A 13,482-nucleotide genomic window follows, 5' to 3' on the forward strand; every position below is an offset into this window, starting at 1 on the left:
ATGGAAACGTCGAATGCAATCACCGCCCTGACCGCCCTCGGCCATGCCACCCGCTTGGCCGCCTTCCGCCTGCTGGTGGAGGCGGGCCCGGCAGGGCGCATGGCGGGCGACATCGCCACGGCCCTGCAGGTGCCTCCAGCCACGCTCAGCTTCCACCTGAAGGAGCTGGTGCAGGCCGGGCTGGTGGAGAGCGAAAGCCAAGGTCGCCACGTCTGCTACCGCGCCAACTTCGATGCGATGAACGGCTTGATCCAGTACCTGACGCACAACTGCTGCGCGGGCTCCCCGGATGCGCGGTGCGCGGTGAGCGAACCGGCATGCAGGTGCTGAGATGAAGCCCGACCCGGTGATTCGTGCAGGCACGCGCGACGACCTGTGCTCCATCCGCGACCTTCTGCGGCAGGCGCAGTTGCCCGTGGCCGATCTGGAAAGCAGCGAGGTGGCGTTTCTCGTCGCAGACCTCGACGGCATTCCCGTGGGTGCCGTTGGATTGCAGATCTTCGGCGCGTCGGCCCTGCTTCGCTCACTGGTGGTGTCCGATGACCGACGCAATACCGGCCTTGGGCGCGCGTTGCTGTCAGCGGCCGAGGACATGGCCCGCCGCATGCAGGTCAGGGAACTGGTGCTGCTGACGACGTCGGCAGGCCCGTGGTTCGCGCGGCACGGCTATGCCGGATGCGATCGCGCGCAGATAGCGGAGGCGATCCGCAGCTCTGCCGAGTTCACTCGTCTCTGCCCGGCCAGCGCGCTGTGCATGTCCAAGCCACTCACTGACCACGGAAGCCACATGACCCGCAATGTCCTGTTCCTCTGCACCGGCAACAGCGCGCGCAGCGTGCTGGCTGAAGCCACCCTGCGCGCCTGGGGCGGCGATCACTTCAGCGCATTCAGTGCGGGCAGCCAGCCCACTGGCCAGATCAATCCCTTCGCGCTCGCCCAGCTGCAGGCCGAAGGAATGCCCGTTGAAGGGCTGCGCAGCAAGTCGTGGGATGAGTTCGTGGATGCAGCCCCGATGGATCTGGTGATCACCGTGTGTGACGCGGCCGCTGCCGAAGCCTGCCCTGTGGTGTTCGGTGACTTCATCCGCAGCCACTGGGGCCTGCCTGATCCGGCCGCCGTGGCAGGCAGCGATGCCGACAAGGCCGCGGCCTTCGCACTGGCCCATGCCATCGTGAAAACGCGCCTGCGTGCGCTGCTCGCACTGCCCGAATCGGTGTGGTCCGAACGCGAAGCGCTGCAGCACGCGCTGGACCGGATCGGCCAGCTGCTGCCGACCGACGGCGCACAATGACGGTGCCACTGCCATGAGCCTGTTCGAGCGACACCTGACGCTGTGGGTTGTGCTGTGCATTGCGATGGGCACGCTGCTGGGCCACGTCCTGCCCGATGCCTTCGCGGTGCTGGCCTCCGCCGAAGTGGCCAAAGTCAACCTGCCGGTTGCGGTGCTGATCTGGCTGATGATCATCCCGATGCTGCTGAAGGTCGACTTCACTGCGATGCGCCAGTTGCAGCAGCACTGGAAGGGCATCGGCGTGACGCTGTTCATCAACTGGGCCGTGAAGCCGTTCTCGATGGCGCTGCTGGGCTGGCTGTTCCTGCGCCATGCCTTCGCGGACTGGCTGCCCGCAGCACAGATCGACAGCTACATCGCCGGGCTTATCCTGCTGGCAGCCGCGCCCTGCACCGCCATGGTGTTCGTGTGGAGCAACCTGTGCCGCGGTGATGCCAACTTCACCCTGAGCCAGGTGGCGTTGAACGACGCGATCATGGTGGTTGCCTACGCGCCGGTGGTTGCGCTGCTGCTGGGCCTGTCGGCGATCACTGTGCCCTGGGACACGCTGCTGTTGTCGGTTGGCCTCTACATCGTGGTGCCCGTGCTGGTGGCCGCGTTGCTTCGGCGCTGGATGCTTTCGCGCAGCGGCGAGGCGGGCCTGCAGCGCGCGCTTCGACGGCTGGGCCCGCTGTCCCTGTCCGCGCTGCTGCTGACGCTGGTGCTGCTGTTCGGGTTCCAGGGCCAGCAGATCGTGAAGCAACCGCTGGTGATCGCGCTGATTGCGGTGCCGATCCTGATCCAGGTCTATTTCACTTCGGGCCTGGCCTACCTTCTGAACCGCCGTCTGGGCGTGGCGCATCGCGTGGCCGGCCCGTCAGCGCTGATTGGTGCGAGCAACTTCTTCGAACTGGCTGTGGCCACAGCGGTGGGACTGTTCGGCGTGCACTCGGGAGCGGCGCTGGCCACCGTGGTGGGTGTGCTGATCGAGGTACCGGTCATGCTGTCCGTGGTGCGGATCGTGAACCGTACACAAGCCTGGTACGAGAGACGCGAAGAGCACTGACAGATCAAAGTGTGTGGGAGTCGAATTGCGTTCTTCGCCCCGCACTGTCGTCATCGACTTGGTGGGGTGCCCGTACGCCACGTCATCAACTTCGACCCATGTCGCATATTCCCCATGCCGCTACGGCCGTTGCGGCGCCTGCGTCTGCGACAGCTTAACAGCGTGCAAAAATGCCAAAAGCGTCTTTGATCAAGCGTTGAATGCAACTGTTCTGATTGGCACCGCGCAGCAGCACGCGTACAGATGACGTGCCATCGAAAAAGGATGGCCGGGCTTCGAAAACCCGTGCGCTTGTTTAACAACGCTTGCCCGCCGGCGTCACCCCTCGTGGCGCCGGCGGGCAATCCGTCTGCCGGCTATGGCGGGCGGAGCGTGGAGGCCCTGTGCCTGCCGGTTTCAACAAGCGCCCGGTTTTCGAGCCACGTCTCCGCCCGCCACCTTTGTGTGGCGGCTGCCGTCTGTCCTGCACGGAGCATTGCCATGAGCACACCCGAATCCTCCCGACTACGCACGCAATACGTGCCCGCCAACGCGGACGCGCCTTCGGAAGCACCGCACCAGCAGGATCCTCTCGGTTTCATCGCCACCCTCGACCGCATCGGCAAGGGCGCCGCCGCCGACGGCCAACCCTGGCCCGAACGTCATCAGATGCCGGGCCGCCGCATGGCGCTGGCCGACGCGGATTGCGCATTGACCGGCCTGCGCGTGGCGCTGGAAATGCTGCTGGCTGCCGGGCGCGTGCGCCAGAACGGTCCCGACGAGAGGAGTACGTGGGCGACCGCGTGATGGAGGGCCTGATGATGGCCAGTCTGTCGCTGACCGCACAGGTCAGCGCACGCATGCGCCCGGAAGGGTGACACGGGGAACAACGCTCACTGCAACGCCGGGCACGGCCCGGCGCTGCGGCGCGCGCCACATCACCCGCAAAGCGCGCTGTCTTCCTTCAGCGCGGCATCCTGCAGTGGCTGGCGCTGTTCGATCTGCACACGCTGTTCCGCCGTCGGCTCGCCCAGCCACCACACACGGCAGCGCGCAGTAAGACGGCCGACCATCTTCGCCTGCGTGGGTGAGTACAGCATCGCCAACGCGGTGCCGGGGCAGTCGTGGGCCTGGCAGGCGGTGTAGAACCACCACGGCTCGCCCTGCAGCACTACCAGTTCGCCAGGACTGCTGGGCCCGCTCAACAGGCGTTCGCGCAGCGATGGAATCTCCTTGTCGGCGGATTCGGCTGCGGCCGTGTTCTTCATCAGGGCGTTGAACGCGGCCAGCACCTTCGGATCCTTGCGGCCACAGTCGTCCACGGTGTTGCCGCCCACCAGGGTGAAGAAGTGGGTCGCCAGCGGGTTGTCCGCGCAGGTCAGTTCGCCGCCGGCGCCCGGGTCTTCCGGTTCGCCTTCGTTGTCCCACACCGAGGGGGCCACGCCGTCTTCGGCGGACGGTTCCTCCTCGACCACCGTCGCCGCGGCGGCCGGTGCTTCGGTGGTCGGCGCTGGCGCCGCAGCAGGTGCAGTCCCGCCAGTCTTCTCCGGTGCCTGTCCGCAGGCTGCCAGCAGCGCGGCCATCATCGCCATCCCTGTGATTCGCATCTTCATTCCGTGTCCTTGTCTGATCTGCGCTGCGTCCGCCGAATCGGCGGCCGCGTGATTCTAACCAGCACCGTGCCAGGATGCGTTCGCAGCTTCCCGTCATCGCCTGGAGCCGGACGCATGCGCCGGACACGACTCGCCATGATCTTCTGCAGTGCTCTGCTGCTGGCATCGCCGGCAATTGCTCACGATGCAGGAAACGCGAAGCCTGCGCAGTCGCTCCCGGACGCAGCGCTGCCCGCACCGCTGGACCGTGTACTGCGCGACTACGAGCAGGCGTGGCGCACGGGTGATGCCAAGGCACTGGCTGCGCTGTTCGCCGAGGATGGCTTTGTGCTGCAGAGCAACCAGCCGCCGGTGCGCGGCCGCAGTGCGATCGAGGCCGCGTATGCCGGCCAGGGCGGCAGCCCGTTGCGGCTGCGTGCGCTGGCGTATTCGATGGAGGGCAACACGGGCTACATCGTCGGTGCGTACAGCTACGGCAACAACGTGGGCGATACCGGCAAGTTCACGCTCACGTTGAAGCGCGTGGACGATGGGCCGTGGTTGATCTTTTCGGACATGGACAACACCAGCGCGCCGCCGCGGGCGCGGTGATTGCTGCCGCCGGGCGCCAACCAAGGTTGGCAGCTACCAGAAGCGGGTTCGGCAGTAGATCCACGCCATGCGTGGATAGGGCACGCACATAAAAAAACCCCGGCGCGTGGCCGGGGTTTTTCGATTCACTTGAACAGCGTGTCCGGATACTCCGGTTTCTGTTCCCGCGCCAGCAGTGCGCGCAGGCCTTCTTCCGGGGTCTGCTCGCCATGCAGCACGGCACGCACACCGTCGGAGATCGGCAGGTCGATGCCATGGCGGCGCGCCTGTCGCATCACTTCGTCGGCGGTCTGCACCGACTCGACCACCTGGCCGATTTCGCGCACGGCATCCTGCAGCGTCTGGCCACGGCCCAGGGCCAGGCCCAGGCGGCGGTTGCGCGACAGATCGCCGGTGCAGGTCAGCACCAGATCGCCCAGGCCGGCCAGGCCCATCAGCGTTTCCGGCTTGGCGCCGATCGCAGCGGCCAGGCGCAGCATCTCGTTCAGACCACGGGTGATCAGGCCGGCACGGGCGTTGAGGCCCAGCTGCATGCCATCGGCCACGCCGGTGGCCACGGCCAGCACGTTCTTCATCGCGCCGCCCAGCTCGGCACCGACCATGTCGTCGCCGGTGTAGGCGCGGAACGCCGGGCCATGCATCGCCTCGGCCACCGTCTGCGCGAACTCGGGCACGTCGCCGTGCACGGTGATCGCGGTCGGCAGGCCCTGGGTGACTTCCTTGGCGAACGACGGCCCGGTGACGACGGCCAGCGGCACATCCTCACCCAGCACTTCGCGCGCCACTTCATGCAGGAAACGGCCCGAACCGGGTTCGAAGCCCTTGGTGGCCCAGGCCACGCCGGCACCGGCCGGTCGCAGCGGCGCCAGCGCACGCACGGTCTCGCCGAACGCGTGCGACGGCGTCACCACCAGGATCCAGGCCGCGCCCTGCACCGCCGACGCCAGATCGGTGGTGGCACGCAGGCTGTCCGGCAGCGGGATGCCCGGCAGGTAGCGCGGGTTCTCGTGGCGCTGGTCGATGGCGTCGACCACGGCCGCGTCGCGCCCCCACAGCACGGTCGGGTGACCGTGCCGTGCGAGCAGGCTGGCCAGGGCGGTTCCCCAGGAACCGGCGCCGAGCACGGCGATCTTGTCAGCGGGAGTGCTCATCCGTGACGTCGCGGCAGGAATCAGGCGTTGCCGGCCGGCTCGGAGTCAGCCAGCGACGGTGCGTCGCCCTGCTCCTGGCGCTGGCGCAGGGTTTCTGCGTACAGGCCTTCGAAGTTGATCGGCTGCAGGAAGAACGGCGGGAAGCCGCCGGCCTGGATCAGGTCGCTGATCAGCTGGCGCACGTACGGGAACAGGATGTTCGGGCACTGGGTGCCGAGCAGCACGTCGATCGACTGCGGGTCCAGGCCGACCAGGCCGAACACGCCGGCCTGCTTCACTTCGGCCACGTAGGCGGTGCGCTCACCGGCCTGGCAGGTCAGGGTCACGGCCAGCACGACTTCGAAGGCGTTCTCACCCAGGCGCTGCACCTGCTGGTTCAGGTTCAGCTGCAGCTCCGGCTGCACCTGGTCATTGAAGATGGTCGGCGCGTTCGGCGACTCGAAGGAGACGTCCTTGACGTAGATCTTCTCGACGGTGAAAGCGGGGCCGGTAGCGGCATCGACCGGCGCAGCGGCGCCGTTGGTGATCTCTTCGGACATTTCCAGTAACTCCAGGTGAATGCAATGAAAACGATGGTCTAACTACTGCGATGGGGGCGGGACCCGGCCCAGACAAGGCCGGATCCGCCACCTGCGACAATCAGTTGCGGCCCTTGACCAGCGGCAGTTCGGCCTGCTGCCAGGCGGGAATGCCGCCGTCGAGCACGTAGACCTTTTCGAAGCCGGCCTTCTTCAGCGCCTTGGCGGCGGTTTCCGAGGCGTTGCCGCTGCGGCACACCAGCACCACCGGCGACTGCTTGGCGTTGGCCACCAGCTTGTTTTCCGGGCCGAAGGCACTGGCCTGGGCATTGCGGCTGCCGGCAATGTGGCCCTTCTCGAAGTCACCGCTGGCCGACAGGTCGACCACCACCGTGCCGCCCGCGTTGATCAGCTGGGTCAGTTCGGCGGGCTTGATGCCCTTGAAGCCCCGGAACAGGCGGCGGATCTCGGTGACGATGATGGCCACGGTCAGGCCGACCAGGGCCGCGGACAGCATCGGGTTTCGGCCTGCAAAGGCCAGCAACTCTTCGTAATTCACTCAGGTCACGGGTCGATTAAGCGGGCGCCGATTGTCGCACAAGCCGGACGCGGCCCGTCACTGCCCCTTCCACAGGTCCGGCAGGCCGGCGGTCTGCCACCAGCGCTTGGCCTCCGGGTCCCAGCGCCAGCGCTCGACCACGACCACGGTGCGCTCGGCCTGGGTGTTCTGGTTGATCACCCCGATTTCGACCCGGCGCTCGACCAGGCCACCGTCCAGCGAGGCGCTGCTGCGCTCGCGATAGGACGACACGCGCAGCTGCGCGTAACGGTTGAGCTCGAACTCGGTCGGCGGCTTTTCCTTGCGCAGCTTGGGGTCGAGGTAGCCGATGGCATCGTCCATGCTGCCCCAGCGGATGGTCGCCCCGTAGGCGATCTGGGTCTCTTCCAGCAGCTTGCGCTGCTTGCGGCTGAGGTCGTCGGCCGAGGCCACGGCACTGGCCAGCAGCAGGGAATACATCAGGAACTGGATGAGGCGGCGCATCGGTGGTTTCCCCAGAACGTCAGCCTGCCATCCTACCCTTTGGCGAAGGCAACAAAGCGACCGCTGAATTCGGCGGCGGGCTTGCCATCGGCACCGGGCTGGGTGGCGATGATGCTGATGCGGGCCTTGCGGCGCTGCCGGAAGGTATTCAGGAAGGCGTCCCAGCCGGTGGCTTCGGCCGCTTCGGCGTGGGCGTGCAGGTCCTCATAGACCGGCGCCAGATAGCGCAGGTTGCTGTCGGCCACATAGACCTCGGCATCGTGGCCGGCCAGGCGCAGGCGCAGGCTGACCAGCGCCCAGCCGGACAGGGTCAGCACCGAGGCCAGGCTGCCGCCGAAGGCGTTGCCCTTGTCATTGACGTTGGCCGCCAGCGGCGCGGTGATGCGCAGCACGCCATCGGCATAGCCGTCGAGCTGGATCTGCATGGCGCGCACCGCCGGCATGCAGTCCAGCACGTCCTGCAGGGCGGCCAACGAGGAAGTCAGGGCATCAACGGACATCGGAGCAGCGACCACGACAACGAAGGGCCCGCATAATGCAGGCAATGGTCGACCATACGATACCCACTGGCGCCAGCCGTTCCGGCCCACGCTGGACCCTGATCTCGCTGCGCCCGCGGGGCCAGAACGTGGCGCTGCGCCGCGCCGTTGCCGGGCTGGGCGGGAATGTCCTGGCCCTGGCGCCCTGGCGCCTGCAGCGCCTGCATGGCACGGCTGTGGTGCGCCAGCTGCAACGCGCGCTGAACTGCGACCGGGTGGTGTTCACCAGCCCGGCCGCCGTTGCCGCAGCCGCGTCCCTGCTGCCGCTGGCCGGCGTGCAGCGCAGCCCGTGGCTGACCGTGGGCGAAGGCACTGCGCGCGCATTGCAGGCACACGGCATCACCGAGGTGCACGCGCCGCAGCGGATGGACAGTGAAGGCCTGCTGGCGCTGCCGGTGCTGGCCGACGTACAGGGCCTGCGCATCGGACTGGTGACCGCGCCCGGCGGGCGTGGCCTGATTGCCGCGCAGCTGCAGGCGGCGGGCGCCACGATCGAACGTGCCGACGTCTACAAGCGTCGCCTGCTGCGACTGCCCCCGCGAACGCTGGCGCGATTGGCGCATTCAGCACAGCCGTGGGTACTGGCCGTGAGCAGTGGCGAAGCGTTGCAGCATTTCTGGCAACAGCTTCCGCCGGCCGGGCAGCAGCGCCTGCGGGCGTCTGCCCGCGTGGTGGTTGCCAGTGACCGCCTCGGCGAACAGGCGCAGGCGCTCGGCCTGCAGCGCATCACACGCAGCGCCGGCCCCACCGCTGCGCAGCTGGTGGCCGCTGCACACGCCACGCTCACCGTCCCGGCAGCGACCTGAACAGGGACGTGGATCACGCTTGCCGCTGCCGTCGGCAACGGTGATGCTGTGCACAACGCAGCCTGCCGGCACCCCGACCGGCGACGTTGCCGACAAGGAAGCCTGATGAACGATACTCCGCCCGCACCCCCACCCCATCGACCCGTGCGCTGGCTGCTGCCGCTGGCCGCCGTGGTCGTGCTCGGCGCGGGCGGTTATGCCGGCTGGTACGTCTGGCAGCAGCAACAGCGCGAACAGGAAGCGCAGGCACAGGCCAAGGCCGTACAGCTGAAGGGCCTGGAGGCCACGCTGGATGCGCTGCGCCGTGACCAGCGCGCGACCAGCCAGCGCCTGCAGGATGCGGCGACCACCAACCGCGTGCTGCGCGACGAGATGCTGGGACTCTCACAGCGCAGCGCGCTGCTGGAAGAGAACGTGGCCAAGCTGGCCGACAGTGCCAACCAGGGCCGCCAGGCGGTGCAGCGCGATGAGGCCGAGCTGCTGCTGACCCAGGCTGCGCAGCGCCTGAACTACGCCGACGACGTGGACGGCGCACGCCGCCTGTATGCACAGGCCGCCATCGCGCTGGCCGATCTGCCCGACGCCGACGGCCTGAACCTGCGCCAGGCGCTGGTGCAGGAGCGCGAGGCACTGGATGCGCTGGGCAGCGGCCCGCGCGTGCAGTCGCTGCAGCGCCTGGATGCTGTGGCCCGGGCGCTGCAGGGCCTGCCCTCGCAGATCACCGGCACGACCGGCAGCAGCACCGCCAAGCCCTGGTGGCAGGCCACGCTGGCACCGTTCGTGGACATCACCCCGAGCCGCCAGAACGGCCCGCTGACGGCCGCCGAAAAGCGCAACGCCGACGATGCACTGCAGCTGGAATTGACGTTGGCGCGCGCCGCGATCGAGCGCGGCGACCGCGCGGGCCGCAACACCGCTCTGGACCGCGTGGAGCAGTGGGCACAGCGGCGCTGGCCGGATTCACCGGCCCTGCGCGCGCAACGTGCTGAACTGAAGGCCTTGCGCGAACTGCCGCTGCAGGCCAACGACGCTGTCCTTGGCAGCACCCTGCAACAACTGCGCACCCAGACCGACCGGAGGTAAGCCCGCATGAAACCCCTGCAATCCCTGGTCGTGCTGTTGCTGGCCGTGGCCATCGGCGTGGTCGCCGCGCAATGGCTCGGCGCCGATGACCTGAACCGCTTCGGCGAAGTGACCCTGCGCTACGGCGGCTACGACTATCACAGCAACCTGCCGAAGGTAGCGCTGCTGGCGGTGATCACGGTGCTGGTGCTGTGGCTGCTGTGGAGCCTGATCGCTGCACCGTTCCGTGCCTGGGGCCGCTACCGCCGCAAGCAGGGCCGGGTGCGCCTGATCGACGGCCTGCAGGCCTACGAGCATGGCCAGTGGCAGCGTGCGGAGAAGCTGCTGGACGGCGCCGCCAAGGACCCGGAAGTGAGCGCGGTGGCACTGGCCACCGCCGTGCGCAGCGCGCAGGCACGGGCCGACGGCCCCGCCGGAGAGGCGCTGCTGCAGCGCCTGGGTGAAAGCGACGCCACCCTGCAGGCGCTGCTGCGCGCCGAACAGCTGCTGGCGCGCGATCTGCCGGTCGATGCGATCAATGCGCTGGACGTAGCGGCGATCCAGCCGCTGCCGCCGCGCGGCCTGTGGCTGCGTACCGAAGCGCTGGCACAGGCCGGCCGCGCGCACGAAGCGTATGGCCAGCTGGGTGCGCTGCGCCAGAGCAAGGTGCTGCCGGCCGACGCGAACAGCGAACTGGAGGCACGCCTGGCCGCACAGGCGCTACTGGAAGCGGCCGACGTCAACGCGCTGGCCGCACAGTGGGAGGCCACCCCGAAGGCGCTGCGCCCCACCCCGGACGTGGTGGGCGCCTATGCCAGCCGTGCGGTGGCGCTGGACTGGGATGAGCCGGCGCTGCTGGCGCTGGAACAGGCACTGGACCAGCGTTGGAATGACGATCTGGTGGCGCTGTATGGCCGCCTGCCCGCCGAGCGCCTGGCCACCCGCCAGGCCAATCTGGCGCGCTGGCGCAACGTGCACGATGACTCGGCCGCCCTGCGCCTGGCACAGGGCCGCGTGGCCCTGGGCCAGCAGCAATGGGATGCCGCCGATGCGTTCCTGCACGAGGCCATCGCCGCGGGCGCCGGTGCACCGGCGTGGGAAGCGCTGGGTGAAGTGTTCGCCCAGCGTGGCGAACACGCGCTGGCCGCGCAGTGCCTGGCCAATGCGCTGCGCCTGCAGCGCGGCGAGGACAGCGTGGAACTGGTGCGTGGCACCGAGACGCCGCTGCGCGCCACGGTGGAGGAGCAGCCCATCGTTGCACAGCCGCCGGTGTATGACGCCAACGAAGAGCGCGACGAGTTCGGCAACCCGCGGTTACCCTGATTGGTAGTGCCGGCCGCTGGCCGGCATCCACCGGTGAATTTGGCACCCACCAGAGCAACAATCCGAACAAAAAAAACGCCGCCCGATGGGCGGCGTTTTCAGTTCCAGGAGTGCCGGCCGGATCGTGCCGACCAACGGTCGGCACCCACCGATGGATGCGATCAGCGTTCGACGATCGCCACCACGCCCATGCCGCCGGCGGTGCAGATCGACACCAGTGCGCGGCCACCGCCGCGTTCGGCCAGTTGCTTGGCTGCCGTGGCGATCACGCGTGCGCCGGTAGCGGCGAACGGGTGGCCGGTGGCCAGCGACGAGCCCAGCAGGTTGATCTTGTCCGGGTCGATGCGGCCCAGCGGCGCGTCCAGGCCCAGACGGTTGCGGCAGTAATCCTCGCTCTCCCACGCACGCAGGGTGCACAACACCTGCGCGGCAAAGGCTTCGTGGATCTCGTAGATGTCGAAGTCCTGCAGGGTCAGGCCGTTGCGCTTGAGCATCTCCGGCACCGCGATGGTCGGTGCCATCAGCAGGCCTTCGCCATGCACGAAGTCCACTGCCGCCACGTGTGCGTCACGCAGGTAGGCCTGCGGCTCATGGCCATGCGCGCGCGCCCACTCTTCGCTGGCCAGCAGTACCGCAGCGGCACCGTCGGTCAGCGGGGTGGAATTGGCGGCGGTGAGCGTGCCACGCCCGGAAACCTTGTCGAACGCCGGCTTCAGCGTCGCCAGCTTTTCCAGCGAGGTATCCGGGCGCAGGATGTTGTCGCGCTCGACGCCACGGAACGGTGCGATCAGGTCGTTGAAGAAGCCACGCTCGTAGGCGGCAGCCAGCTTCTTGTGCGACGACACCGCCCACTCATCCTGCGAGTCGCGCGAGATGTTCCACTCCTTCGCCATGTCCTCGCAGTGGTCGCCCATGCTCTTGCCGGTGCGCGGCTCGGCCACGCCCGGGAACTCGGGCTTGAGCTCGGAGAACTTGAAACCGGCGGTGAGCGCACGGATCTTGTCGCCGGTGCTCTTGGCGCGGTTGGCCGCCAGCAGGCGTGCACGCAGTTTCTTTCCGTAGACGATCGGCACGTCGGAGGTGGTGTCCGAACCACCGCCGATGCCCGATTCGATCTGGCCCAGCGCGATCTTGTTGGCCACGGTGATGATGCTGTCCAGCGAGGTACCGCAGGCACGCTGCAGGGTGATGCCCGGGGTCAGCGGCGACAGGCCGGACGACAGCGTGGCTTCGCGGCCCAGGTTCCAGTCGCTGGAATGCTTGATCACCGCGCCCATCGCCACTTCACCCAGCTGCTGGCCATGCAGGCCGAACCGTTCGACCAGCGCACCCAGCGTACGGACCGACATGCCGAGGTTGCCGACATCCGAATACGCGGTGTTCTGGCGGCAGAACGGAATGCGGACGCCACCGAGGATGGCGACGGGACGAGCGTTGGGCATGGAGATACCTGGCATGGATGAGGGTGTCTGCAACATGGCCTGCACGACGGAGCAGGCATAATGGAGCCAAGTGTAGCTGCCGCCCTGTGATGGGCCAACCGTGGAACCATGAGCAAACCCGACCCCGCGATGAATGCCCTTGGCGTGCTGGCCCTGGAACTGGCCGGCGGCGAAATCCCCCGCCAGGCGGTGCTCAGCGCTGAACAGGCCGGTGAACTGGCCGAACGCGTCGGCCGTGACCTGGCCAAGCTGGTGCCACAGGTGGCCGAGCTGGACCTGGTGTTCGCCGCCGCGCATTTCGACCCGGCCGAAGTGCTGCGTCCGGGCTGGCCGATCCATCGCCGCCTGGAAGAACTGCAGATGCGTGCCCCGGGCCGCAACCAGGGCCCGCGCCTGCTGGCTTTCGGTACCGATGCCGAAGGTGACGTGCCACTGCCGTTCCAGGCCGATGCCACGCTGGTGGGCGGTGGCCTGCGCGTGGTGCCGTTCCTGCTGACCGGCAGCGACGTGGCCACCACCAGCGCGGTCGCCGATGCGCTGGAAGAAACCTTGCTGGCCAACGGCATGGCGCACGCCGACACCGCGCTGATGGCGCAGAACACCTTCGGTGCCCGCATCGAGCACGCGCGCTATTTCACCGTGAACGACCTGGCCGCGATGATGTCGATGCAGTACGACAACCAGGGCCTGGCCGCACTGTGGCCGCTGATCGAGACCGCGATCATGGCGCCGGGCGAGGACGAGTGGCTCAATGCCGCGCCCGAGCCGCTGCTGCGCTATACGCATGGCGAAGCACGCATGGCGCTGTTCGACCCGGCCGGTTGGTGCGCGCACTACAGCCACAGCAAGAACGACTGCGATCGCCTGAAGGGCATCTACGAGCAGTTCCTGATGCGCCAGCGACAGATGGCCGCGGTGCTGGAAGCACATGGCGTGCCGGTACTGTTCGTGCACTGCGAGGCCGGGCAGGACGCGCGCGAACTGCTGGCGCGCTGATCCGGGTGATATGTGGGTAGTGCCGGCCGCTGGCCGGCACCCTCCGGATCTGTGATTGCCGGCCAGCGGCCGGCACTACCCATC

At 68.2% G+C, this 13,482-nt stretch carries 15 protein-coding genes and 2 pseudogenes; 10 read left to right on the forward strand and 7 right to left on the reverse strand.

What is annotated here, in order from left to right; translation table 11 throughout:
* The 5 genes and pseudogenes from ROV93_RS14435 to ROV93_RS14455 all read left to right on the forward strand — a co-directional run bounded on the left by ROV93_RS14435 (position 1) and on the right by ROV93_RS14455 (position 3,193).
* The gene (locus ROV93_RS14435) at positions 1-330 is read left to right on the forward strand and encodes a metalloregulator ArsR/SmtB family transcription factor (protein WP_049416577.1); all 330 of its coding nucleotides are present in this window, start codon (positions 1-3) and stop codon (positions 328-330) included.
* 1 nt (position 331) lies between these two features.
* A pseudogene (gene arsN2, locus ROV93_RS14440) lies at positions 332-751 on the forward strand (arsenic resistance N-acetyltransferase ArsN2); the annotation flags it as partial.
* Positions 752-787: 36 nt separating this feature from the next.
* Entirely contained in the window at positions 788-1,291 is a 504-nt protein-coding gene (locus tag ROV93_RS14445) for an arsenate reductase ArsC (protein WP_043034987.1), read from the forward strand.
* Between the two features lie 13 nt (positions 1,292-1,304).
* A complete protein-coding gene (gene arsB, locus ROV93_RS14450; RefSeq protein ID WP_072167347.1) occupies positions 1,305-2,336 on the forward strand; it encodes an ACR3 family arsenite efflux transporter in 1,032 nt (343 codons plus the stop codon).
* 480 nt (positions 2,337-2,816) lie between these two features.
* A pseudogene (locus ROV93_RS14455) lies at positions 2,817-3,193 on the forward strand (hypothetical protein).
* A 60-nt stretch (positions 3,194-3,253) separates the two neighbouring features.
* Here the strand turns inward: ROV93_RS14455 and ROV93_RS14460 are convergent.
* A complete protein-coding gene (locus ROV93_RS14460) occupies positions 3,254-3,928 on the reverse strand; it encodes an Ivy family c-type lysozyme inhibitor (RefSeq protein WP_072167349.1) in 675 nt (224 codons plus the stop codon).
* A gap of 114 nt (positions 3,929-4,042) precedes the next feature.
* Here ROV93_RS14460 and ROV93_RS14465 point away from each other — a divergent pair, with 114 nt between their 5' ends.
* The gene (locus tag ROV93_RS14465; protein ID WP_255299131.1) at positions 4,043-4,519 is read left to right on the forward strand and encodes a nuclear transport factor 2 family protein; all 477 of its coding nucleotides are present in this window, start codon (positions 4,043-4,045) and stop codon (positions 4,517-4,519) included.
* 125 nt (positions 4,520-4,644) lie between these two features.
* On the opposite strand, the gene ROV93_RS14470 is transcribed toward ROV93_RS14465, so the two are convergent.
* The 5 genes from ROV93_RS14470 to ROV93_RS14490 form a co-directional block, all read right to left on the reverse strand.
* Positions 4,645-5,670, reverse strand: coding sequence for an NAD(P)H-dependent glycerol-3-phosphate dehydrogenase (locus tag ROV93_RS14470; RefSeq protein WP_049416568.1), 1,026 nt, complete (start codon positions 5,668-5,670; stop codon positions 4,645-4,647).
* 20 nt (positions 5,671-5,690) lie between these two features.
* On the reverse strand, positions 5,691-6,209 hold the full coding sequence (gene secB / locus ROV93_RS14475; protein WP_005407596.1) for a protein-export chaperone SecB: 519 nt from the start codon (positions 6,207-6,209) through the stop codon (positions 5,691-5,693).
* A gap of 100 nt (positions 6,210-6,309) precedes the next feature.
* Complete coding sequence (locus ROV93_RS14480) at positions 6,310-6,747, reverse strand: rhodanese-like domain-containing protein (RefSeq protein WP_049416566.1); 438 nt, start codon at positions 6,745-6,747, stop codon at positions 6,310-6,312.
* 57 nt (positions 6,748-6,804) lie between these two features.
* The gene (locus tag ROV93_RS14485; protein ID WP_061479368.1) at positions 6,805-7,230 is read right to left on the reverse strand and encodes a hypothetical protein; all 426 of its coding nucleotides are present in this window, start codon (positions 7,228-7,230) and stop codon (positions 6,805-6,807) included.
* Between the two features lie 32 nt (positions 7,231-7,262).
* Entirely contained in the window at positions 7,263-7,730 is a 468-nt protein-coding gene (locus tag ROV93_RS14490) for a YiiD C-terminal domain-containing protein (protein WP_005407593.1), read from the reverse strand.
* A gap of 35 nt (positions 7,731-7,765) precedes the next feature.
* On the opposite strand from ROV93_RS14490, the gene ROV93_RS14495 reads away from it, so the two are divergent.
* From ROV93_RS14495 to ROV93_RS14505, 3 genes are all read left to right on the forward strand, one after another.
* Positions 7,766-8,575 (forward strand): uroporphyrinogen-III synthase, encoded by an 810-nt coding sequence (locus ROV93_RS14495; protein WP_072167351.1) that lies wholly within the window; start codon positions 7,766-7,768, stop codon positions 8,573-8,575.
* Positions 8,576-8,680: 105 nt separating this feature from the next.
* Entirely contained in the window at positions 8,681-9,658 is a 978-nt protein-coding gene (locus ROV93_RS14500) for a uroporphyrinogen-III C-methyltransferase (RefSeq protein WP_072167352.1), read from the forward strand.
* 6 nt (positions 9,659-9,664) lie between these two features.
* Positions 9,665-10,960 (forward strand): heme biosynthesis HemY N-terminal domain-containing protein, encoded by a 1,296-nt coding sequence (locus ROV93_RS14505; RefSeq protein ID WP_072167353.1) that lies wholly within the window; start codon positions 9,665-9,667, stop codon positions 10,958-10,960.
* A gap of 161 nt (positions 10,961-11,121) precedes the next feature.
* Here ROV93_RS14505 and ROV93_RS14510 read toward each other — a convergent pair whose 3' ends face one another.
* Positions 11,122-12,417 carry an acetyl-CoA C-acetyltransferase gene (locus tag ROV93_RS14510; protein ID WP_005420942.1) on the reverse strand — a complete coding sequence of 432 codons (1,296 nt, stop codon included), beginning with the start codon at positions 12,415-12,417 and terminating at the stop codon, positions 11,122-11,124.
* A 93-nt stretch (positions 12,418-12,510) separates the two neighbouring features.
* On the opposite strand from ROV93_RS14510, the gene ROV93_RS14515 reads away from it, so the two are divergent.
* A complete protein-coding gene (locus tag ROV93_RS14515; protein ID WP_065178704.1) occupies positions 12,511-13,398 on the forward strand; it encodes a hypothetical protein in 888 nt (295 codons plus the stop codon).
* The last annotated feature ends 84 nt before the right edge of the window (positions 13,399-13,482 follow it).

Source organism: Stenotrophomonas maltophilia group sp. msm4 (assembly GCF_032025605.1).
In the GTDB taxonomy this organism is placed as follows: Bacteria; Pseudomonadota; Gammaproteobacteria; order Xanthomonadales; family Xanthomonadaceae; genus Stenotrophomonas; species Stenotrophomonas sepilia.

What these genes read in the sequence shown, in the direction of transcription:
- ROV93_RS14470 (WP_049416568.1), bottom strand. Translation starts at nt 5,670, where the DNA reads ATGAGCACTCCCGCTGACAAGATCGCCGTGCTCGGCGCCGGTTCCTGG.
- ROV93_RS14445 (WP_043034987.1), top strand. Translation starts at nt 788, where the DNA reads ATGACCCGCAATGTCCTGTTCCTCTGCACCGGCAACAGCGCGCGCAGC.
- ROV93_RS14505 (WP_072167353.1), top strand. Translation starts at nt 9,665, where the DNA reads ATGAAACCCCTGCAATCCCTGGTCGTGCTGTTGCTGGCCGTGGCCATC.
- ROV93_RS14465 (WP_255299131.1), top strand. Translation starts at nt 4,043, where the DNA reads ATGCGCCGGACACGACTCGCCATGATCTTCTGCAGTGCTCTGCTGCTG.
- ROV93_RS14500 (WP_072167352.1), top strand. Translation starts at nt 8,681, where the DNA reads ATGAACGATACTCCGCCCGCACCCCCACCCCATCGACCCGTGCGCTGG.
- ROV93_RS14515 (WP_065178704.1), top strand. Translation starts at nt 12,511, where the DNA reads ATGAGCAAACCCGACCCCGCGATGAATGCCCTTGGCGTGCTGGCCCTG.
- ROV93_RS14460 (WP_072167349.1), bottom strand. Translation starts at nt 3,928, where the DNA reads ATGAAGATGCGAATCACAGGGATGGCGATGATGGCCGCGCTGCTGGCA.
- ROV93_RS14510 (WP_005420942.1), bottom strand. Translation starts at nt 12,417, where the DNA reads ATGCCAGGTATCTCCATGCCCAACGCTCGTCCCGTCGCCATCCTCGGT.
- ROV93_RS14495 (WP_072167351.1), top strand. Translation starts at nt 7,766, where the DNA reads ATGCAGGCAATGGTCGACCATACGATACCCACTGGCGCCAGCCGTTCC.
- ROV93_RS14435 (WP_049416577.1), top strand. Translation starts at nt 1, where the DNA reads ATGGAAACGTCGAATGCAATCACCGCCCTGACCGCCCTCGGCCATGCC.
- secB (WP_005407596.1), bottom strand. Translation starts at nt 6,209, where the DNA reads ATGTCCGAAGAGATCACCAACGGCGCCGCTGCGCCGGTCGATGCCGCT.
- ROV93_RS14485 (WP_061479368.1), bottom strand. Translation starts at nt 7,230, where the DNA reads ATGCGCCGCCTCATCCAGTTCCTGATGTATTCCCTGCTGCTGGCCAGT.
- arsB (WP_072167347.1), top strand. Translation starts at nt 1,305, where the DNA reads ATGAGCCTGTTCGAGCGACACCTGACGCTGTGGGTTGTGCTGTGCATT.
- ROV93_RS14490 (WP_005407593.1), bottom strand. Translation starts at nt 7,730, where the DNA reads ATGTCCGTTGATGCCCTGACTTCCTCGTTGGCCGCCCTGCAGGACGTG.